The organism is Acidimicrobiales bacterium (assembly GCA_036273495.1).
In the GTDB taxonomy this organism is placed as follows: Bacteria; Actinomycetota; Acidimicrobiia; order Acidimicrobiales; family JAJPHE01; genus DASSEU01.
Map to the genome: position 1 here is coordinate 1 of DASUHN010000368.1, position 20977 is coordinate 20977.

Genomic DNA, 20977 nt, shown 5'->3' on the forward strand with positions numbered 1-20977 from the left:
AACGGCCATTCGGGGATGGTGTGCTCGAACCCGAGAGCGAACGCCGTCGGCAGCTCCATTACCCTGTCCACGCCGCGTACCTGACAGCGGCCGAACTCCTCGACCAGCCCGGGTGAGGCGATCCGCAGCCCCCCGGACTCCCCGCCGGCCGCCAGTACGCTGAACAGGCGGTCGAGGCCGCGGGCGTTCGAGTGCATGTTGGCGGCGGGGATCTCGGCGCGGCGCCAGGCGTCGGTCATGCAGTGGGCCGGGTCGTTGGAGTCAGGAGGGTTCCCGAAGGCGCGGGGCCCGAGCGAGGTCTTCATGTCCCAACGGTCGAAGAACGTCCCGTCGGGGGCGGTCTCCACGATCAGATCGGCGGTCCGGGCGTCGTCCCACCTGGGCAGGGGCATGTGGAGGTCCACGCCCAGGGGCGCGCCCAGCTCGTCGGACACCAGCTCACCACACGTGCGCCCGGTTGCGCCCCGCAGCACCTGGCCGACGAGATGACCGAACGTCACCCCGTGGTAGCCGTGGGCCGTGCCCGGTTCCCACCACGGCTCCTGCTCCGCCAGTGCTGTGGTCATGGCGTCCCAGTCGGACAGCGACCCGAGGGCCATGCGTCTCCCGATGGCGGGCAGGCCGGCCTCATGGGTCAGCAGCCACCGCACCGGAAGGGCCTCCTTCCCCGCGGCGGCGAACTCCGGCCAGTACCGTGTCACCGGCGCGTCGAGGTTCACCAGCCCCCGATCGACGGCCCACATGGTCGCGACGGCGGCCACGCCCTTGGTGCAGGAGAACACGCACACCAGGCTGTCGCTCTCCCACGGCCGTGTGCGGGCGGCGTCCAGCCACCCGCCCCATAGGTCCACGACGTTGCGACCGCCGACGCTGACCGACAGCGAGGCACCGAGCTCGAGCCCGGCCGAGAAGTTGGCGGCAAAGGCGTCCCGCACCGTCGAGAAGGCGGGGTCGACATCACCGTGGATGGGAGCGGGGGGAGCCATGGAGCCTCGACCTAGATGACCTTGGTGGCCTCGGGGTTGTGGTACTCCCGCCACTGGGAGATCTTGCCGTCGCGGAAGCGGAAGACACCGATGTAGCGGTTGGTGTAGGCGTTCCCGTTGCGCTTCACCACGGCGTCGCTCTGGTACTCGGCTACCAGCTCGTCGGGATCCAGGCAGTCGTGCATCTCGAGCAGGGTCTGCTTGAACGAGCTGAACAGCTCGAAGGTCATGAGCTGCATCTTGTTCCACGCCTCCCGGCCGTGGATCGGGTTGGGCATGAAGTCCGGCCCGTAGGGAAGGTCGAACAGCAGGTCGTCGGTCACGTACTCGGCCAGCCGATCGAAGGTCCCGGCCGTGATCGAGGCCAGGACGGCCCCCACGACCTCGCGGTTGGCGGCGCGCCGCTCGTTGTCGGTGATGGTCATCGTTCTCCCTTCGGTGCGGGACTGCCCATGGGCCCGGCCAGGAGGCCCCCGTCGATCACGAACTCGGCTCCGTAGCAGTAGGACGACTCGTCGGACAATAGGAATCCGACCAGGGCCGCCACCTCGTCGACCGTGCCGACCCGGCCCGCTGGGGTGGCCTGGCCCATGACCGCCGCAGCGTCGAGGCCTTCGGGAAGGCCCTGGCGCAACATGGGGGTGTCGATCGGACCGGGGTGGATGGAGTTGACCCGCACGCCCTTGCGCGCCAGCTCGATGGCCGCCACCCGGGTCAGGCCCCGGAGACCGAACTTGGAGGAGACGTAGCCCGCTACCCCCCACCCCCCCACGAAGCCGTTCACCGACGACACGTTGACGATCGAGCCGCCACCGGACTCGACGATGGCCGGGGCCACGACATGGATTCCGGTGTAGGCGCCGATCTGGTTCACTTCGACCACCCGGCGGTAGTCGTCCACCGGGGTGCGCACGATGGACTGGGGCGGAGTGATGATCCCGGCGTTGTTCACCAGGGCGTTCACGCCGCCGAAGGCCTCCCGGGCGGTTTCGAGGGCCGCCCGCCAGTCCTGCTCGGAGCTGACGTTCAGATGAGCGTAGACGGCCGCGTCACCCAGCTCCTTGGCCAGGCTGGCTCCCGCCCGGTCCTCGACGTCCCCGATGAGCACCCGTCCGCCCCGGGCCACGACCAGGCGAGCCTCGGCCGCGCCCTGGCCCCCGGCGGCCCCGGAGACGATGGCCCGGATATTTCGGAGGGGTTCCGCCGTGCCGGCGGCGGGGCTCACGACGCCCCTGCCACCGACGGGATGAGCTCCTCACCCACCCGGCGGATGCTGTTCATCACCTGGTCGTGGGGGAGGTGGCCGAACTGCATCAGGCACATGAGCCGGCCGAATCCCGCGGCCTCGTACTTTTTGATCTTGCGCCTGCAGGTCTCCACGTCCCCGATGATCACCGAGTCCTGGTCCTCGAGCGCCTCCCATGCCTCGACCGGATCGATCTCGTGACCGAGCACCTGGCGGTTCATCAGCCGGATGATCGGGTTGGGGTCGTCGGGGTCGAGGTCGACCATCACCTGGTCGGTGGCCTGGGCGGCGCGCAGGCTGCCCTCTGCCCCCGAGTTGACGTTGCCGCGGATCATGTTGGTCCACACGGTGCGCGGCACGGCGAACACCCGAGGGGCGGCGTTGACGTACCACATGGCCGCCTCGGCGGCCCGGCTCCGTATGGCGTCATCGACCGTCTCGGTGCAGAAGACGAAGGTGAACACGCCCCGCTGGTCGTTGACGAACTTCCCCACCGGGTTAGTGCACTCGGCCAGACCGGCCTCGTACTCGACGAGCATCTGCTCCAGGGTCGAGACGGGGGAGAGGAGCGTCGTGCACAGGATGCCGAGGCCCAGCGAGCCGGCCATGCGGAAGCTCGGTGGGCTCGACACGGTCTGCCACAGGCCGGGGTGGGGATGCTGCACGGGCTTGGGCACCAAGGTTCGGAGAGGGATGTCGAGACGGTCCGACTTCCACGTGAACTCCGGCTCGGTCCACGCCGTCACGCACAGGCGTGCCACCTCTTCCAGCTCGGCGAGAGTGGCCTCGGGATCGATGCCGAAGGTGGCCCACTCGGCTCCGCCGGAGCGGGCCAGGCCCAGCTCGAGGCGCCCGTCGGACAGGTGGTCCAGCACCGCCGCCCGTTCGGCCACCCGCAGCGGGTGGTTGATCCGGAACGGGGACAACACGCCGGCGTGGCCGACGCGGATCCGCTCGGTGCGCATGGCGATAGCCGTGTTCATGATCTCAGGGGCGCCGGAGTACGAGAACTCCGGTGAGCAGTGGTGCTCTACCGACCACCAGCACCCGTAGCCCAGGCGGTCGGCCAGCATGGCCTGGTCCAGAGCGTTCAGGAACACCTGGTGTTCGTGGTCCGGACCCCATGGCTGGGCCATCTGCAGCTCGCTGAACAGGTCGAAGATCATGGCGTGCCCCTCAGATGACGGCTATCGGGTTGACAGGTGAACCGGTGCCCCCGCTGATCCGCAGCGGTGCGACCGTGATCAGGAACTCCCAGCGCCCCTCGTCGGCACAGGCGTCCGCGAGCCGGCCGAGGTGAAGATTGTCGAGTAGGTGCACGCCCATCCCTACAAGCAGGCACATGTGCACGGGCATCGGCCAGGTGTGGGAGTTGGCGGGCAGCGGGTCGGAGACCCCGTCGCTGCCGAGGACGGAAGGGTCCCTCTCGTGCAGCCACGGGATGCACTCGGGGTCGAGACCGGCCAGTCCCACCGCGACCGGGTCCCAGGAACCCTCCGCCTCCCGGCGGGCGTCGCGGCCCGTCGACACCAGCAGGACGTCCCCCTGCTCGACGGTGACGCCCTGGTGGGCACAGCACCGGTCGAGCTCGTCGGGGCGCACTGCTTCCCCCGGCTCGAGGAACGCCTGGCCGCGCAGACGGGGGATGTCGAGCAGCACCCCCCGGCCGGTTATGCCGTCGAAGCCCGACCGCATGGAGTTCCGGCGGGCGCCCACGCTGGTCACGTCGGATGCGGGATGGCCGTTCCACATCTCTCCGCCGACGAAGACGTGGCAGAGGGCGTCTATGTGGGACTGCGCCATGCCGTGGCAGGCCACGGCCACGAAGTCCGCCGAGCCACCCATGCCCATCCCCTGTCCGAAGCCGCCGACATCCGCCGCCACCGTCATGTGGTGGAGGGCGGGCGTGGGGTTGTCGGGGGAGGACTGCACGGCCAGGTCCCTCCCGAGGGACAGGGCTCGTCCCGCACGGGCCAGGCCCGCGGCCCGGCCGACCCGGTCCGGCGTCAGGAGGTTGAGGGCGCCCCGCTCGTCATCGGGTCCCCAGCGTCCCCAGTTGCGGCACCAGGAGAAGATCGCCGCGGCGCGCGCCTCGGTGACCCGGTCGCTCGTGGTCTGTTCGGTCATGGCCTGTTCTGGCCCGCCGGGGGCGGCCGCTTCGGGAGCCCCTCGATGCGGCTCCCGAGCAGCCCCGGCTCGTACTCGATGAACTCGATGAGGTACCCGTCGGGGTCCCGGCAGCAGCAGACGTTCACCACTCCGATGGCCGGCGTGGCGTGCGGCTGGGACACGAAGTTGATCCCCCGTGTCGACAGGTCCTCATAGGCCGCGGCCACGTTGTCCGTGCGCAAGGCGATGATCCGGGGCACCTGCTCCTCGACCGGGATGTCGGGAGAGTCGGCCAGCTTGGGCTCGAGCCACTCGATGAGGTCCAGGCGCGTCTCGAGGGGACCGTCGCCGATGCCGAGGAGCGCTCCCCGGCCCTGGGCCCGCGGCATCCCGAAGTTGCGGGCCACCGAGCCGCCCCAGATGACGTCACGGTTGTCCCGCAGCACCTGGAAGCCGACGGTCTCGTAGAACTCGAGCGAGCGCTCGAAGTTCGTGCACGCCACGGTGAAGTGGAAGATCTGGTGGACGGACCAGGTCCTGTCGCTGGTGCCCGTGCTGCTGGTGTGGGGTCTGCTCATGCGGGGGCCGGCTCCTTTCTGGTGGGCTTGGGGCCCGGGTCGCCGAGGAAGACGGCGCGTGCCACGTCGTCGTTGTCCAGCAGTTCGGCGGGGGCCCCCTCGAAGCGGACGGCGCCCTTCTCCATGAAGACGGCACGACCGCACAGCTGGGCGGCGATGTTCAGGCTCTGCTCGACCAGCAGGACGGCCACGCCCCGGCTGTTCACCGCCCGGATGATCTGCATCAGCTCCTGCACGATCACCGGGGACAGGCCGAGGGAGAGCTCGTCGACGCACAGCAGCTTCGGCTGCAGGATCAGGGCCCGGGCCAGGGCCAGCTGCTGCTGCTCCCCGCCCGAGAGGGTCCCGGCCACCTGGGACGCCCGGTTCCGCAGCACCGGGAGGGTGTCGAGCACCTCGTCCCGGCGCGTGCGGAACAGCTTCCGATCGCGGCGGATGGCCAGGCCGGCCAGTTCCAGGTTGTCCTGGACGGTCATGTCCGGGAAGATCCCGCGGTCCCCCTTGACCAGGACCAGACCGCGGGTGGCCAGGTCCTCGGTGCGCACGGTGGTGATGTCGTCCCCGTCGAACACGACCCGGCCCCGGCTGGGCCGCCCGAGGCCCGCGACGACTCGGAGGAGGGTGGACTTGCCGGCTCCGTTGGTGCCGAGGAGGGCCACAGACTCCCCGGGGGCCACCCGCACGGACACGCCGAAGAGGACCTGCAGGCGCCCGTAGGAGAAGTCGACGCCCTCCACCTCCAGGATCACAGGTTGGGCCTCCACGTCGGGTCCGGTACCCGGAAGCAAGGGCAACTTCCGTCGTAGACGTCGAGCCGCCAGTACTCGCCCGCCGAGACGACGCCGGGACGGTTGAAGTTGGCCTGGCCCCCGGGGAAGGACTGGAGCCACAGGCCCGACTGGTCGAGGCCCTGGACCAGGCCGGTGCGGACCAGGGGGGCGGTCCGCTGGGCGGCCATCTGGAACATCCACATCAGGTTGCAAGTCTCCCCCGCGAAGAAGGCTCCCTGCTTCTGCACCGACGCCAGCCCGGCCGAGGCCATGATGTTGTTGCACGCCGTCGTGGCCGGGCTGTACGGGACGTTCTTGGAGTTCTGCGCTCCGTAGGACAGCTCGGTGATGGAGATGGCCCCGTTGAAATTCTGGGCGTTCGGTCCGGCGCTGGACCCGCTGGAGCTGTCGAAAACCGACGGGGCCCCTCCCGAGACGTTGTACTTCGGGTGGTAGTTCTGGGTCTGGGCCACTTTGCTGAAGTAACCCGACTTCGGGACCTGGGACAGGTCGGTCACATGGGAGACCCCGGCGCTCTGGAAGGTGAGAACGGCCTGCTCGACCTGCTGGGGCGGTGGGATCGTCGAGCACCCCCCGAAGTCGTAGGTGACGACATGCGAGGGGGGGATTCCCGCGGCGGCCAGGTCGGCCGTCGTCTCGCTGTTCACCTCCGGATAGCAGTCGTCTTCCAGGACCCCGAGCTTGGTCAGTCCCTTGAACCACCCGAGCTGTTGAGCCCCTAACACGGAGTTCCGGATGTTCCAGTCCCACTGGTCCCCGTCGCTGAACACATAGGGATACAGGCTCCCCCGCGTCTCCGAGCCGAGGATGGCGCCGGCGTCGAACAACGGGATCTTGTTCTCGGCCACGCAGTCGCGTCCCTGCTGGGTGGAGTCCAGGGCCACGGCGTCGATGAGGGCGAACACCCGGTCCTGCACGACCTGCAGGCACGTCGCATGCTGCTGGCTGCTGTCGAGATAGTTCCCCTGGTACCAAACGGGCACGATCTTGCGGCACTGGATGCCCCCCGCCTTGTTGATCGAGTCGATGACCGCCTGGAAGTCGGCCTGCTGCTCCTGCGGGGGCGGCACGCCGATGAAGGAGTTGCTCGCTCCACCCTCGAGGTCGAACAGGGCCACGCCGAGCTTGATCTGCGTCGGAGTCACGCCCTGGTCGGAGCCGGTCAGGTTCGAGCAGGCGGTGCCCCTACTCGTGGCGGCCGATCCCGACGGGCGAGTGCCGCCGGACGTCCCGGGCAGGGCCGCGGCGGCGGCCGGCGCCGCGCCAGCCCCCGCAACCGACCCCGGCGCGGCGGTCGCCCCGGCGCCGTCGAGGGATGCCCCGCCGGCGGTGCTTCCGGCCGCGGACCCGGTTTCCGACACCGGACCGCTGGCCGAGCTCCCCGGGGTGGCGCCGGCCGCCTGGACGCCGGTGGCGGCCACTGCGCCGCCGCCCTGCGATCCTGTCGGCACCGCCACCCAGGCCAGCACCGCCACCAGGACCACGCCGGCAATGCCCACGCCGACCTTCTCGGGTGTCGGGCCCCGGCGGAGCCACAGCCTGAATTGCAGGAACGGACTCATGTCTGCCTCCCCAGAGCAGCGCGCTTGGCCGGGGCCCGAGGCGCCGTGCTGCGGCGCGTTGCGGCAGCCTTCCCGTTGCGCCGCGGACCGCCGGCCCGTCCGGACCGGTGGATGGCGGCCTCGTCGGTGCCGAGGTAGCTGGCGATCACCTTGGCGTCTGACCGGACCTCGTCGGGCGTGCCCTCGGCTATCACCGCCCCGGACTCCATGGCGTACACGCGGTCACAGAGGCTCATCAGCAGCGGCATGTCGTGCTCGACAATGAGAATGGCGCAGTCGAGCTCGTCCTGGATCCGGCGCACCAGGGGACCGAACGCCTCGGCCTCTCGTTGGGCCACTCCGGCCGTTGGCTCGTCGAGCAGCAGGAGCTTGGGTCCCGACGCCACCTGGGCCGCCAGGTCGCAGATCCGCCGCGTACCGGTCGACAGCTCGGACGTGAGGGCGTCCCGGTAGCCGTCCAGTCCCAATCGGGTGAGGACGGCCCCGGCCTCGGTCCTGGTGAGCGCCTCAGTGCGCCGGACCCATGGGGCGCGCACCGCGGCGGAGATGAACCCGACCCGGTTCTTGGAAGCCAGCGCCAGCTGCACCGTCTCGGCCACCGTCAGGCCGGGGAAGAGGGCGGCGTCCTGAAAGCTGCGCGCCAGGCCGAAGCTCGAGCGGAACTCCGCCGACAGGCCGACCATCTCCGTCCCCGCGATGCGGACCGATCCGGAGTCGGGCTGGACGATTCCCGAGATGACGTTCATCAGCGTGGTCTTGCCTGCCCCGTTGGGGCCGATGAGACCGACGATCTCTCCCCGGTGGACCTTGATCGAGGCGCCGTCGAGAGCCTTCACGCCGCCGAAGCGCAGCCGGGCCTCCCCGACGTCGAGCGCCACGGCCACGTCGGTGGCCCGCTCGCTGGCCGCCGCCGCCGCCAAGCGGGCCAGGAACACCTCCCACGCCCGTTGCGCCGCTCCGGCTATGCCCGTCGGGTACGCCAGGAGGACGCCGACCAGTCCCAGACCGCCGAGCGCCAGCTGGAACCCGATCTGGTGCCCGAAGTTCCCGAACAGGCCCGACAGATAGGGGGAGACGAAGTACGTCGGTATGTACAGAGCCGCCGCTCCCGCCACTGCGCCGCCCACCGAACCGAGACCGCCGATCACCGGTACGGCAAGGATGGCCAGGGAGAGATCGGGGGGGAACTGGTCCAGCGACACTCCCCGCCAGGCGTCCGCCCACAGCACGCCGGCTACTGCCGCGACCGATCCCGAGAACGCCAGGATGCCGAGCTTGACGGTGGCGGGCGTGATTCCGAAGGTGCTGGCGGCGCGCTCGTTGTCGCGCACGGCGATCACCAGGCGTCCCGGCTCCGAGTTCCGCAGCGCCCGGGCCAGCACCATGACCACCGCCAGGGTGACGAGGGCCAGGTAGTACATCGACAGCTGTGAGGCCGGGTGCCCGAGGCCGCGCGCCAGCCCCAGGGCCTTGACCTGCAGCCCGAACGACCCGGGCGCTCCGAACCAGCTCTGACGGAACAGCCAGTCCGGCGCCACGACGGCCAGGCCCAGGGTGGTGACCGCGAGCGTGAGGCCCCGGACGCGTAGCGCCGGCAGCCCCACCACGATCATGACGACGGCGCCGACCAGGCCGGCAGCCAGCATGAGCAGGGGCAGCGACCACCCGTGGGCCGCCAGCCGCCCGGTCACGAACGCCCCGGCGCCCACCAGGGCGAAGTGGCCCAAGCTGACCTGGCCCGCCCAGCCCACGACCATGGTGATGGCCACGCCCACGAGGGCGAACACCACGACCTGCGACAGCTCGAAGCGGTGGGCCTCGGCGCGGAAGAAGGGGGCAAGCGGGAGGAGCACGGCCAGCACCGCGGCAGCGCCGGCCAGCCACCGGGGCTGGTGGCGCACAACGGCGCGCTCTCGCACGACGACGGGAACCCGGGTGCGGGGACGGTCCTCGATCGGCGCAGCGCTGCTGAAGGCCCCGGCGATGGTTCGACCGCGGACGAGGACGATGGCCACGATCACTACGAGCACGACCAGCTCGGCGGTTCCCCCGTTGTTGGTCTGGGCCAGCGTGAGCTGCTCGGCCACTCCGATGAGCACGCCCCCGGCCAGGGCCCCGGAGATCGACACGAACCCCCCGAAGGCCGCGGCGCCGAGTGACAGCAGGAGCAGGTCGGGCCCGAGGGTCGCGGCATTGAAGCTGCCCTCCGACGGGGCCTCCAGGATGGCGGTGATGGCAGCCAGGGCCCCGGCTATGGCCCAGGTGACCGTGCTCATCCGTGCCGTCGAGATGCCGCACAGCCGGGCCACGTCGGGGTTGCTGGCGGCGCCGCGGATCATCTTCCCGACGATCGAGTAGCGGAGGAACAAGGCCAGGGCGGCCACGAGCACCGGGACGAGGATCAGGATGAGCACGTACTGGCCCCCGAGCACCACGCCACCGATGCGGACGTGGCTCTCGAACGGGACGGGGTAGCCCCGGGCGTCGAGGCGGTCCTGGTTGGGGCTGAGGGCGGGGATGTAGGTGAGGGCCAGGAGGAGCTGGCTGACCCCGACCGTCAGCAGGAGCAGGGGGACCGCCGACGCCGTCTTGGCGCGGACCCGGCTGATGATCGCCCGGTCGACGAGCACACCGGTCAGCATTCCGACGGCCACGCAGACCAGGGCGGCCGGCCACCAGCTCCAGCCCCAATCGAGGACGAACTTGGCCAGGATCAGCGCCGGTACCGCGCCGAGCTGGGCGTGAGCCAGGTTGATGAACCGGTTGGACCGGTACACCAGAACCAGCCCGACGGCCAGCAGGCCGACGATCAGACCGTTCAGTACCCCGAGCACCAGAGCTCCCGAGGTCACGCTTGGCCCACCCTTCCCCCTCCCAGTCGGCGGCGGTCGACATGGTATGGTTAGCTAACGTCGTTGTCAAAGCTGACGTAGTTATCTATCTAGGTTCTCGATCCGGTCCGACCGCTCGGCGGTCGAGGGGGGCAGTGCCGTGGGGGCAGGCGGAGCAGTGGCAAGTGGTCGGGCGGGAGGTGCCGCCGCCGATCGCGACGGCCCTGTCCGGCCGCGCCCCCCGGGCGGGTCGGGGCCACTGTTCGCCGTGGCCCGGCCCCCGAAAACCTCCGAGGTGGTCGCGGGGGAGATCCGCCGGCGCATCATCCGGGGGGAACTGCGGGAAGGGGACGTCCTCCCGGTCGAGGTGGAGCTGTGCGAGACCTTCGGTGTGTCGAAGCCGACGCTCCGGGAGGCGTTCCGGATCCTCGAGTCCGAGGCCCTGATCTCGATTCGCCAAGGGGACCGCCGCGGTCCCACGGTCCACGAACCTACGACCAGGACCGCCAGCCGCTACGTCGGCGTTCTCCTCCAACACCGGGGGACGTCGATCCGGGACGTCGACGTGGCCTTCGAGATGATCCTGCCGGTGGCGGCCGCCCGGCTCGCCGCCCGCCACGGTGCCGGGGAGATGACCCGCCTGCGGGCCCACGTTGACGACCTGGCCGCGGCTTGGGATGACTTTCCCCGCTTCCTCGAGCTCCTGGCCGGCTTCAACTACCTGTTGCTCGACCTGACGGGCAACACGACCATCGCCATCCTGGGCCGGCTCCTATCGGACATCGTCACCCTCCATATCACGGCCATGGCCGAGGAGTGGGGAGGCCGGAGGCGGGAGTCGTTCGTCGAAGGCGGGATCAGCGGCTGCCGGCAGCTCGTGGATCTGATCGACGCCGGTGACGCCGCAGGGGCGGAGCTGTTCTGGACAGCCCAGCTCGAGCGGGCCGACCGGTTGGCGCTGCAGCTCGAGGGCGGAGACCACCTGTTGGACATGTTGAGATGAGCGGCCGAGGGCCGGAGGGGAGAGGTAGATGAAGGTTTCTGTTCTGTTCCCGGAGAGCCGGGACGTGCGGCAGGTGATCGAGTTGGCGCAGTTGTCCGAGGAGGCAGGCCTGCACGGCATGTTCCTCGGCGCTGCCTTCGGATTCGACACGATGATGGCGCTGTCCGCCGCTGGACCGCACACCAGCCGGATCCTGCTCGGCACCGCGGTCGTGCCGACCTGGCCCCGCCACCCGCTCGTGGCCGCCCAGCAGGCTGCCACCGCCAACTCGCTATGCGGTGGGCGGTTCCGGCTGGGGATGGGTCCGAGCCACCGGCCGGTCATGAAGATGTACGGCGTCGACTACGACAGGCCGATCCGTCACGTGCGCGAGTACATCTCGATAGTCAAGGCCCTCCTCACGGAGGGCAAGGTCGACTTCGACGGTGAGCTGTTCCGCGTGAAGGCCTTCCTGGACGTGGAAGGGGGAGGTCACCCTCCGGTGCTCGTCGCCGCGCTCCACGAGCAGCTGTGCCGCACGGCCGGCGCCCTGGCTGACGGAGTGCTGCCCTGGCTCGCTCCTCCCTCCTACGTGGCGGAGGTCGTCGTGCCCCAGGTGGCCAAGGGGGCGGCCGACGCCGGACGTCCCGCGCCTCCGGTGATCGCCGAGATACCGGTCATCTTGTCGACCGACGTCGAGGAGGTACGCGGCATCGTGCGGCGCGAGCTCGGCATGTACCTGTACATGCCCTTCTACACCGACGTGATGGCTCGGGCCGGCATCCCCGACGCGGAGGGAGCGGCGCGCAGTGGATGGACCGACGCCATGATCGACGCCCTGATTCCCTGGGGTGACGAGCAGGCGGTTGAGAAGACGGTCCAGAGCTACCTCGACGCCGGGGCACAGGAGGTCGTGCTGTCCCCCTTCGGCCGGGACAACGCCACCATGGTCCGGGTCCTGGGGGACGTGGCCCGGGCCTGAGCCGGGGGCCATCCGCCGGGTTCAGTCGATGATCTCGACGACGGCGCGCGACCCGTAGTTGTCGAGGAAGAACCGGGCGCCGTTCTCTAGCTGCCCCCGCCAGAAGGTCTCGGCCTGGCCGGCGTGCTCGGCCCGGATCAGCTCCACGAGGTGCCGCATGCCCTCGATGGCGGAGCGGGGGTCGCGCGCTTTGGCGGGGTTGAGGCGCCAGTCCCGCGCCGCCAGGTCGATGTGGAACTTGAGGATGTCCTCGATCATGCCCACGAGGAGCTGCACGGCGCGGTTGTCGGCCAGCTCGAGCAGCACAGCGTTGAACTCGGCGGCCCGCTCGATGAAGGTGGCCGGGTCGGCCCCCAGGGCCTCGAGCCCGGCCACGACCCCGGCCAGTCGTTCGACCCCGGCCTGGTTCCCCGTGCGCGCCGCCGCTCCGGCGGCGGGAGCGATGAGATTCACGGTCACGTCCCAAACCTCGGCCAGCGTGACACCCGCAACCTGGAACAGAAGTCCGGTGTGACGGGCTGCCACGCGGCGACTGGGACGGTGGACGGTGGCGCCTGTACGCGTCCCCCGGGGCAGGTCGATGAGCGACTCCGACTCGAGGATCCGCAGCGCCTCGCGCAGGATCGGCCGGGAGACGCCGAACCGCTCGAGCAGCTGTCCTTCGGAAGGGAGCGAGTCCCCCTCCTTCAGCTCTCCCCGGACGATGCTGCGCCGGATGGCGTGAGCTACGACCTCGGCGGTCTTGGGGACCCGTACGGGGCCGTCGCCGACGGAGAGCATGGCTGCCGCGGAGGTTAGCTACCGTCGCCAGGCGCGAAGGCCTTCTGGATCACCGCCGGGTTGTAGTACTCCTGCCAGCGCGCCACCTTCCCGCCCTCGAACCAGAACAGGCCGACGTAATCCTGGGGGAACGGCCGCCCGGACCGGGTCTCGGCGTCGGCGTGATAGCGGGCCACGAGGGCGTCGGCGCCCTCCAGGGGGAAGCACTCGTCGATCACCATCCGCTTGTGGTTGAACGCCCGGTCGGCGCCGCGCATGGCGGCCAGGTACTCGGAGCGGCTGCGCACGGCACGGGGCGCTCCGGGCGGGGCAAAGGGCGTCTCGAGCAGCAGGTCGGCGTGCAGCAGGTCGGTCTGGGCGTCGTAGTCCCGGTCCGATATGGCTGCCATCAGCGAGGTAAGGAGCTGTCGGGTGTCCTGGAACGGGTCCGGCTCGGCCATGAACCAGCAGGTTAACTAGGTTACCTAGCTGGCGCCACCGGGCCAGAGTCCGGAGGATTCGACCGGGTCCGACGGTTTGTGCCAGCGAGGCCGCTGACGAGCTGCGCAACTAAGCCTCTACCAGGTCAGAAGCTTCGCGGATCCGGTTCGTAGTCCCACCTCTCTCAAAGTGGCGACACGGGTTCGAATCCGTTGGGGCTGCAGCCAGCCAGCGACTCCCTGCTGAAGGGGGTGGTGTCGCACGAGGAGTGGCCGCACCTGGACGAGGTGGGGACGCTCCGCCCTCCGCAGCAATTGACCCCGCAAGTCCCTGACGTCCGATCTGGAACGCCGCCCCGGGTGTCCACCTCGGTGCGAGGACGTTCAGAGTCCCTTGCGGACGGTCCGCTCAAGGATCCCCAGCGTGGCGCGGAGGGCCGACTCGGGCACGATCGGGAACCGTTCTTTGAGGTCGCCCGTCACCTTCGACCAGTCGTAATAGGCCGTGACGTTGGTAACCCCATCTCCGCCCGGCTCCAAGCGGTACCCGTAGAAGTGCGGGAAGGGGACATCCGGTCCGAGGTTCCACGCGATCTCTCTGTCGCGCTCGAAGGTGATGATGTGGACGGTCACATCGTATCTGCCAAGTGGGAAGTCGTTGAGCGACTCCCGGTCCATGTGGATCACGAAGGTGTCGCCTACCTTCTCGGCCGACGCACCGGTGAAGTCCTGAAGCATTCCGGAGGCGTCAATGGCGACATGGCCGGCCGGACTGCGCAGTATGTCGAAGATCGCCGAGGGCGACGCCGGGATGGGCCGGGTCACCTCGAGGCGGTCGGTAAGGAAGACGGTATCGGGCAACGTCTGACTCCTCGTGAAGGGTCATGCGGCGGCCAACTCCGTCGCATCAGACGCCGAGTATCGCGCGCCCGGTTCCGGGGCCGAATGCCAACCAGATGGACAAGGGTGCGACCGGCGCCATCCGTTCTATCGGGACGGCCCCGAACCTGCGCCGATCGTCAGGCCGGTCACGGCCTCGGCCGCTCGGAGGGTGTCGCGACCGAGGGGCTCCAGCTGTATCCGGGTGCAGAGCAGTCCGGTCGACAGCCGTTCCACCACTCCCCATTCCCAGATCGCCACGGGATCGAGCCCGGTGCGGGTGGCCAGCCAACCGGCCCGGTCGAGGGGATTGCCGGCGACCAACTCGACCGGGTCCCCCCGCATGAGGACGCCCAGGTCGTACTCGGCCTCTGCCAGGAGTCCGTCTGGATCGACCAGCTTGAACCCGTCCCCGCTCTGCAGGGCATTCAATTGGTGCACGTCGCCGTGCACCAGCACGGAGCGCTCGTCACGGTGGGCCTGCTCCCGCCGCCGGGCGCAGTCGAGCCCGTGGCCGACGGCCTTCGCGGAGCAGGGACGGTCGACCTCCTCCCACGATTGCATGATGAAGTCGGCCAGCCACCGGGCCTTGTCGGCCCCCGTGGGCAGCCCGCAGTCCGGCGCCGGACGCCACACGCGTTGCGCGGTGGCGCACAGGACCTCGAGGCGGCGGCCGAGTGGCAGGCCGAGTGCGTACAAGGGCCGGCCCAGGCGCTCCATGAGCAGGGCGCCCCGGTCGGCGTCGAACCGGTAGAGGCCCGGACATCCGTCCCCATCGGCGAGGCGGAGAACCGTCGCCTCGTTGGAGGGATCGTTCCCCAACCCCCGTATGAGCACCTTCAGGACCGCGGGGGTCCCGTCCGCCCGGGTTGCTTCGGCCACGAAGGCCTCGGTGCCGCCCTCGTACGGCCGGCCCACGGCGATCGACCAGTCGGCCTCCAGGCTCGAGACCAGGCCCGGCAGTCGCTCGAGCCAGTCCTCGGCGCCAGCGGCCCGGGCCTTGTTGGCCACGACGGCCGAGACCTCGATCACCCCCGGAGTCTCACATCCGCACCCCCGGCGTGCCCTGCTCGGTGCTGATCTTCTCCAGCCTCTGCACGCTGGCCGCCATGGACTCACGGACGGACTTGCTCCCATTGATCCACTGGGCGCCCTCGCGGACCCTCGCAGCATGTCGGACCCGTCGAACGTCGGATGGCGTTGCGGTTCCACCAGGATCTCGAAGATGAGGGCCGTCGGGGCTGCGATCCCGGGCTACTTTCGATCGGCGTCGCTCCGTCGAGCTTAGGATTCGTCCGCCGATGGTCGCGTACCCGGGAACAGCATTCGGGGCTGTTCTTGAGCAGATGTACCACCGGGTGGGTGTCGATGCCCTGCCCACCCATCTCGAGACATCGTATGGCATCATCGTGACCAGGGTTGAGCGGCTCGACGTGGGCGTCTTCCGCGTCGACCACGGTGGGACCGGGGCGCCCCTCGTAGCTCGACTGTTCCCGGCAGCCCGCCCCCGAGCAGCCGCCGAAGCCGACCTCGCCGTGCTGCGGTACCTCGCTGAAGTCGGCTTTCCCGCAGAGCGGCCCTTTGGCGAGAGTCCTATCAGCGTCCACGACGGCCAGGCAGTGCTGGTCACGGAGTTCGTCAAGCAGGTCGTCAAGGCCAGGCGGCCGGCCTACCCGATCCTCGCTCTCGGGGCCATGGTAGGGAGACTTCACCAGTTGCCAATCCCTGCCGGCGCCGATCGGCCTGCCGGCGCCCTGCACCACTTCGCCGACGGGACCATGGGAGATGAGCTGCGCGCCGCGGCGGTATGGCTCGATGAGGTCAAGGCGCGGGAGCCGGCTACCGGGGCCGGAGCCCTCGAGGCGTTGCGCGGTGCGGTAGCCACCGCCGACGGAGGAGATGACCTGCCCGAGGCCTTCGTTCATCCGGATCCCGTCCCGAAGAATGCGATCTTCACCGCCACGGGACCGGTACTGATCGACTGGACCTCGGCCGGGAGAGGTCCCCGCCTGGCGTCCCTGACCCTCATATTGAGATCGGGGTGGGCTGCGGTGCCCTTCATGAAGGGATATATCCGTGAAGTCGATCTCAATGAGGAGGAGCGCGACCGGCTCGCCGGACTGCTGTTCAGCCGAGCGATCATCGACATCGTCTTCCGGGTGTGTCTGGATCCGAAGACCGCTCCCGGCGCCGCCAAGAGGTTGCCCCTTCTTCGCCGCCAATGCGACGTCAAGGCCAGTGACCTGGCGAGCTGAATCCCGTCGAGTGCCGCCGCAGAGGCCATAGCGGCGAGGCGGCCCACGATGGGCCTACACGCGCAGTGACTGCCGCGACCGGCGGGGTCCGGCTGAAGGGCCGCCGTCGTTGGCGTCCGGCCCGATGCTCCGCCGGACGTCGGGCCACCGGGGGCCCCCGCCGACCCGCCGGGGGACGGGCCTCCCGCCCCGGCCCGCCCTCACCGGGCTCGCTGCCGCGCGGTCAGATCTGCCGCTTCTTCACCTCCGGGTTGTAGCACCCGCCCCGCAGCCCCAGCATCTGGGCGGGCGCGCAGCGATTCGAGTTGCGACACGACCCGGTTCCTGGCTTTCCGCCGAGGATGCGGCGGGCCAGATCGGCCTCGGCGTAGAACGGTCGGCCGATGCCGACCATCGACGCCTCGCCTCCCTCGAGGATGCTGTCGACCTAGGCGGCGGTCCGTATCCCTCCGACCGCGAACACGGGGATGCCGACCTGGCGGGACGCGGACGCGAACAGGTGTCGATTCCAGAGGGGCTGGAACGGCGCCTGCCGGCCGCCCCACCACGCGCCGGCTTTGATCATTGCCCGGCGCGACCGAGACGGGGCGGCGCGCTCGAGCCGTCTCCGCATGCCTGCGTTGGTCCAGAAGCTGTCGGGCACTCCACCACGCGACAGGGTTGTGTCCGGCAGGACGGATACCTCCACAGGAGTCACCGCGTCGTATCCCCACTCCTCGACCAGACGGCACAGTCGAAGCGCATCGTCAGCCGTAGATCCACGGAAGCCGGGTGGCGTGCGCTCGCTCGGCACCTTGACGCTGCACGGAAAGTCGCTCCCGGCCCGGGCCGCGACCTCGTCCCGGATCCGATGCAATACGGACGCCCTACGCTCGAACGAGCCCCCGAACTCGTCGGTGCGACGGTTGTAGAACGGGGACAGAAACTGATCCAGCAGCTTGGCGTTCGCGGACCCGAGCTGCACCCCGTCGTAGCCTGCCTCCTGCGCCCACGCCGCGACCTGGCCGTACTGGACGCACATATCCTTCACGTCATGGTCGACATGACGTGCACGGGGATGCCCCGAAAGGCCGGTCGCAACACCCATGGGACAGGCGAGGCCACCAGTATCGCACCTTCCCGGTTCGACGCGTAGGGCTCGTGCCACGCCTCCATTGCGAAGACCCCACCGTGGCCGAGCTGGATGAAGATGGCCGCCCCTTCGCTGTGGACAGCCGAGACCATCGGCTCCAGGCGAAGCATCTTCTGCCGGGTGTCGACACATGTCATTCCAGGTGACGTGCGACCTTCCGGGAGGATGCACGACGACCCTTGGATGATGAGTCCCACCCCGCGTCTGGCGTTGTCGACGAACTGCTGGGCGTAGGCATCTGCCGCGTCGTCGCCGTCGCCTGCCCCTTCGAGCACGGGCGCGCGATACAAACGGTTGCGGACAGTGATACGTCCGATGGCCAGGGGAGTATGTAGAACCGACAACGTCACAACCGTACCTCGAGGTGATCTACGAGCCCGGACGCGACTCTTGGGACGCTGACTCTCAGTGGCGTCGGACCAGCCGAAGGCCGGAACGGCCGGCCGGCAGGTCGGCTCCGGCCACGGTCATGTCGCACCCGGGGACTGCTTGCGGCGTGGCGCAGTACGTGAAGGCGGTGGCGCACCAATCGTCCGACCGCTCGTAGAGGCAGAAGGACCCGCTCGCCATGTCGATCAGGCCTTCGCCCGCCAGGCGGTGGCTCCTGGTGAACGCCTCGGATTCGGCATCGCCCGCCGGAAAGAAAGCCGAGCCGATCTGCTGGACGGTCACGCGCAGACGGTCCCGGAACACGACGGGATCCGAGACGTGCCAGCGGTAGAAGGACACGAGGCGGTGGTGCTCGTCGGGGCCGTCCCCCGCGGCCCATACCGCCGCTCCGCTCTCCGGAGTCGAGAATGTCCCGAGCCCCCAGGCCGAGTCGAGATAGTCCTCGGTCCCCGTACCGCACACGGTGGGGTGGTCGGTGTCGGAGTCGATGTACATCTTGACCTCACCCTCGCCCCACCACCGCGACGGCTCGAGGACCCGGACACCACCCGTCCACCCGAGGAACCGGCCCGGGCCGCGCAGCTCTCCCGCGACCGTGAAATCCCGGCCCAGCTCCGTGGGGTTTTCCCTACGGAATGATCCGTGCAGATAGCCCGTCTCGGGCTCGAGGGGGCCGGCCAGCACGTCCGCCTGGTAATACAGGACCACCGGCAGGTCGGAACGGTTCTCCCAGTCCAGCACCGCAGCTTCGCCGAAGGGCATCGGGACTCGTGAGCTGAAGCCGCGCCCTTCGTTGATTGCTGTCAACGCGGAGGCGTAAGGAACACGCATCCCGTGTGCGGCGCCAAAGAAGTCTCCCGCTGGAACGCTGACGGACGGAGCGGGTTCTCCGTCGTAGAAGACCTCGATCAGCTGGGCCCGAACCACGGCGGGAGAGGTGGGGCCGGCTGCCGAGGCGAATGTCGCCCACAAGTGCGTGATACGACCGGGCCCGCCGACGTCAAGCAGCCGGACCCGCTCGCCGGGGCGGATTATCCGGTTGGCCGCGCCCTTGCGTCCTGCTGCTGCGCGTCCAGCGGCGCCCGCCTCCGCCGTCGGGTTCTCGAAGCTGGCGGACCGGTTGGAGTGTGCTGGCAACAACCGGGCCGGATCGGTGGCCATATGGCCGCACGGTACCTGCTTACCCGCCGGTCTTCTCGTAATCCTTGACCCGGGCCCGCATCAGCTCCCGGAGGAGCTTGGTTGGTAGCGGGCGGTCATAGGGCAGCTTGATGAAGCCTGCTCCCGCCTCGTAGCCGGCGGCCTCGACTGCGGCCCGCCGACTGACAAAGAACGACGGAGAGAACCGGAGCGAGCAGTGGTTCTTGAAGTTCTGCAACATCCACAGGTTGGCCTTCTCGCCTCGGATGTAGGTGGGAAGATTCCACCTCAGCTCTTCCCGTGCCATTGAGTCGGCCTTGCGGCTCAGCGCCCTCAGGGTCTCGAGGTGCGGCCGCTGCGCATCACCAAGTCTGGTGAAGAAATCGTCGACGCTTGTCCTCTTCGGCATCGGCACGGCATCAGGGTACCTGTCCGTAGGCGCAGCGGCGTGGCCGATCAGTCGTCGTCGACATTACGCCAGGCGTAGAGATCCCGAAGGGTGCAGACCTGGGCCCCGTGATGGTCGATCTCGGTGAGAGTGGCGGCAATGAAGAAGGTGGCCGGAAGCTCGGGCCCGGGCGGGCCGAGGGCGCAGAGGCCGTCACTCGGTGGCTCGGCGGCGTAGGTGTAGCGGGAGCTGGTGAGCTCGAGCCGGTCGTCGTCGGACCCCTCGATCACCGCCCGGAGCTTCTGCCAGCCCTCGCGCAGCGCCGCGACGGCCTCTGGTGCGCTGGTGAAGATCGGATGGTGAGTGAGATAGGGGGAGGTCCAGCCACTGGCCATCGAACGCGTGCCGCCTAGAAAGTCAATGTCGCAGAGGCGCGCGGCCATCGAACCCATGTGCCAATACAGCCACGCGATGGTGGTCATGGGTGTCGGGGCGGGCTCGGGGATCTCGAAGTCGGCCAGCCACTGGCCCGCTCCGAACGGGGCTCCCGTCCGGCACTGGTCGCGCCGGCGGATGCTCCAGGCCGTACTGGCCGGCTCCCAGAAGAACTCGTCGTCGGTGAGACCGTCCCAGGCGCGCGTCAGGGTGAATTGCTCGATTCGGCCCATGAGCTCGAGGAGAGTGTCAGCCCGCTTCCCGGTCATGGGCGGTATCGTAGGAACTCGCCCGGCGCCGGGCGATGTGTAGCACACCTCCCCAGTGTCGACGCAGGCGGCCATCCGCTCTGTCTCCGAGCCGGCGCCGGATCTCGGAGAAGAGCCGGTCCCGCTGCCACGGTTCCATGGCGATGTGGCCGGAGAAGGTCTTCAGAAGATCGATGTATCCGTCGGCGTCGTAGGTGGTCTCCCAGTCGTACTGGCGCACATCGACAACTTCGAACAGCCCAGTGGCCTCGATGGCCTCTCGGTGATCGGGCAGCTCCTGAGGGCGGGGGATGGGGGTGCCCGGGGGTAGCTCCTCGCCGATCTCGTCGTAAATCTCCTGGAGCTCCTCGAAGAACGGATCACCCCCGTAGGGGATGACGTGGAGGGCCTCCCAGACCGAGAGCCACCCGCCGGGCCGCAAGGCGCCGGCCGCCTTGATGTAGGCGACGGTCGGATCGACCCAGTGCCAGGCGGTGGCGGCGTAGACGAGCTCGAAGTCCCCAGGAGCCAGATCCACTCCTTCGAAACTTCCCTCGAGGATCTCGACGGCGTAGCCGGCGAGGTTGGCCCGTGCGACCGCGGCCAGAGCGGCGCCCGGCTCGACGCAGACGATGTGGTAGCCACGAGCAGCGAGGGGAAGGGTCGCCTTTCCCGTCGCGCACCCGATCTCGAGCAGTCGGGACGGTGGCCTGAGACCCGTCACCTCCAGTAGGCGGTCGTAGAGCTCCTCGGGGTAATCGGGCCGGGCCCGCTGGTAGAGCGCGGCGGCGGCGTCGAAGGTGCGCGCCAGTCGCTCCCGGTCGTGATCGTCGACCACACGCCC

Annotated in this window: 23 protein-coding genes; 3 read left to right on the plus strand and 20 right to left on the minus strand. The window is 69.4% G+C overall.

The features are described 5' to 3' along the window. The 9 genes from VFW24_15655 to VFW24_15695 all read right to left on the minus strand — a co-directional run. A partial coding sequence (locus VFW24_15655) for a serine hydrolase domain-containing protein (GenBank protein ID HEX5268202.1) occupies nucleotides 1–986 on the minus strand: 986 nt, incomplete at its 3' end. Between the two features lie 11 nt (nucleotides 987–997). Then, nucleotides 998–1411, minus strand: a complete 414-nt coding sequence (locus VFW24_15660; protein HEX5268203.1) for a nuclear transport factor 2 family protein — start codon at nucleotides 1409–1411, stop codon at nucleotides 998–1000. After that, a complete protein-coding gene (locus VFW24_15665; GenBank protein HEX5268204.1) occupies nucleotides 1408–2211 on the minus strand; it encodes an SDR family oxidoreductase in 804 nt (267 codons plus the stop codon). The genes VFW24_15660 and VFW24_15665 overlap by 4 nt, the downstream gene beginning before the upstream one ends. Further along, nucleotides 2208–3398 carry an LLM class flavin-dependent oxidoreductase gene (locus tag VFW24_15670; GenBank protein ID HEX5268205.1) on the minus strand — a complete coding sequence of 397 codons (1191 nt, stop codon included), beginning with the start codon at nucleotides 3396–3398 and terminating at the stop codon, nucleotides 2208–2210. Before VFW24_15670 ends, VFW24_15665 begins: the two co-directional genes overlap by 4 nt. A gap of 10 nt (nucleotides 3399–3408) precedes the next feature. Continuing rightward, nucleotides 3409–4359, minus strand: a complete 951-nt coding sequence (locus tag VFW24_15675; GenBank protein HEX5268206.1) for a cyclase family protein — start codon at nucleotides 4357–4359, stop codon at nucleotides 3409–3411. Then, the gene (locus VFW24_15680; GenBank protein ID HEX5268207.1) at nucleotides 4356–4919 is read right to left on the minus strand and encodes a VOC family protein; all 564 of its coding nucleotides are present in this window, start codon (nucleotides 4917–4919) and stop codon (nucleotides 4356–4358) included. Before VFW24_15680 ends, VFW24_15675 begins: the two co-directional genes overlap by 4 nt. Continuing rightward, nucleotides 4916–5683 carry an ABC transporter ATP-binding protein gene (locus VFW24_15685; protein ID HEX5268208.1) on the minus strand — a complete coding sequence of 256 codons (768 nt, stop codon included), beginning with the start codon at nucleotides 5681–5683 and terminating at the stop codon, nucleotides 4916–4918. Before VFW24_15685 ends, VFW24_15680 begins: the two co-directional genes overlap by 4 nt. Further along, entirely contained in the window at nucleotides 5665–7272 is a 1608-nt protein-coding gene (locus tag VFW24_15690) for an ABC transporter substrate-binding protein (protein HEX5268209.1), read from the minus strand. The genes VFW24_15685 and VFW24_15690 overlap by 19 nt, the downstream gene beginning before the upstream one ends. Continuing rightward, complete coding sequence (locus VFW24_15695; GenBank protein HEX5268210.1) at nucleotides 7269–10124, minus strand: ATP-binding cassette domain-containing protein; 2856 nt, start codon at nucleotides 10122–10124, stop codon at nucleotides 7269–7271. Before VFW24_15695 ends, VFW24_15690 begins: the two co-directional genes overlap by 4 nt. Before the next feature lie 247 nt (nucleotides 10125–10371). Here VFW24_15695 and VFW24_15700 point away from each other — a divergent pair, with 247 nt between their 5' ends. Both VFW24_15700 and VFW24_15705 read left to right on the plus strand, forming a co-directional pair. Then, nucleotides 10372–11106, plus strand: coding sequence for a GntR family transcriptional regulator (locus tag VFW24_15700; GenBank protein ID HEX5268211.1), 735 nt, complete (start codon nucleotides 10372–10374; stop codon nucleotides 11104–11106). A gap of 28 nt (nucleotides 11107–11134) precedes the next feature. After that, a complete protein-coding gene (locus tag VFW24_15705) occupies nucleotides 11135–12067 on the plus strand; it encodes a TIGR03564 family F420-dependent LLM class oxidoreductase (GenBank protein ID HEX5268212.1) in 933 nt (310 codons plus the stop codon). Between the two features lie 21 nt (nucleotides 12068–12088). Here VFW24_15705 and VFW24_15710 read toward each other — a convergent pair whose 3' ends face one another. The 4 genes from VFW24_15710 to VFW24_15725 all read right to left on the minus strand — a co-directional run bounded on the left by VFW24_15710 (nucleotide 12089) and on the right by VFW24_15725 (nucleotide 15177). Continuing rightward, nucleotides 12089–12847, minus strand: coding sequence for a GntR family transcriptional regulator (locus tag VFW24_15710; protein ID HEX5268213.1), 759 nt, complete (start codon nucleotides 12845–12847; stop codon nucleotides 12089–12091). Between the two features lie 14 nt (nucleotides 12848–12861). Further along, nucleotides 12862–13287 (minus strand): nuclear transport factor 2 family protein, encoded by a 426-nt coding sequence (locus tag VFW24_15715; protein ID HEX5268214.1) that lies wholly within the window; start codon nucleotides 13285–13287, stop codon nucleotides 12862–12864. Between the two features lie 363 nt (nucleotides 13288–13650). Then, nucleotides 13651–14127: a hypothetical protein gene (locus VFW24_15720; protein ID HEX5268215.1), complete on the minus strand. Its 477-nt coding sequence runs from the start codon at nucleotides 14125–14127 to the stop codon at nucleotides 13651–13653. A 126-nt stretch (nucleotides 14128–14253) separates the two neighbouring features. Then, nucleotides 14254–15177, minus strand: a complete 924-nt coding sequence (locus VFW24_15725; protein ID HEX5268216.1) for an aminoglycoside phosphotransferase family protein — start codon at nucleotides 15175–15177, stop codon at nucleotides 14254–14256. 269 nt (nucleotides 15178–15446) lie between these two features. Here VFW24_15725 and VFW24_15730 point away from each other — a divergent pair, with 269 nt between their 5' ends. After that, nucleotides 15447–16400, plus strand: coding sequence for a phosphotransferase (locus tag VFW24_15730; protein ID HEX5268217.1), 954 nt, complete (start codon nucleotides 15447–15449; stop codon nucleotides 16398–16400). A gap of 223 nt (nucleotides 16401–16623) precedes the next feature. Here the strand turns inward: VFW24_15730 and VFW24_15735 are convergent, their stop codons facing one another. The 7 genes from VFW24_15735 to VFW24_15765 all read right to left on the minus strand — a co-directional run. Beyond that, nucleotides 16624–16794 (minus strand): hypothetical protein, encoded by a 171-nt coding sequence (locus VFW24_15735; protein ID HEX5268218.1) that lies wholly within the window; start codon nucleotides 16792–16794, stop codon nucleotides 16624–16626. Between the two features lie 33 nt (nucleotides 16795–16827). Continuing rightward, complete coding sequence (locus VFW24_15740; GenBank protein HEX5268219.1) at nucleotides 16828–17421, minus strand: hypothetical protein; 594 nt, start codon at nucleotides 17419–17421, stop codon at nucleotides 16828–16830. Between the two features lie 5 nt (nucleotides 17422–17426). Then, the gene (locus VFW24_15745) at nucleotides 17427–17882 is read right to left on the minus strand and encodes a hypothetical protein (GenBank protein ID HEX5268220.1); all 456 of its coding nucleotides are present in this window, start codon (nucleotides 17880–17882) and stop codon (nucleotides 17427–17429) included. A 55-nt stretch (nucleotides 17883–17937) separates the two neighbouring features. After that, nucleotides 17938–19083 (minus strand): glycoside hydrolase family 172 protein, encoded by a 1146-nt coding sequence (locus tag VFW24_15750; protein ID HEX5268221.1) that lies wholly within the window; start codon nucleotides 19081–19083, stop codon nucleotides 17938–17940. 19 nt (nucleotides 19084–19102) lie between these two features. Continuing rightward, nucleotides 19103–19471 carry a DUF1801 domain-containing protein gene (locus VFW24_15755; protein ID HEX5268222.1) on the minus strand — a complete coding sequence of 123 codons (369 nt, stop codon included), beginning with the start codon at nucleotides 19469–19471 and terminating at the stop codon, nucleotides 19103–19105. Between the two features lie 47 nt (nucleotides 19472–19518). Next, nucleotides 19519–20154: a DinB family protein gene (locus VFW24_15760; GenBank protein ID HEX5268223.1), complete on the minus strand. Its 636-nt coding sequence runs from the start codon at nucleotides 20152–20154 to the stop codon at nucleotides 19519–19521. Beyond that, a partial coding sequence (locus VFW24_15765; GenBank protein HEX5268224.1) for a methyltransferase domain-containing protein occupies nucleotides 20135–20977 on the minus strand: 843 nt, incomplete at its 5' end. The genes VFW24_15765 and VFW24_15760, both read right to left, overlap by 20 nt.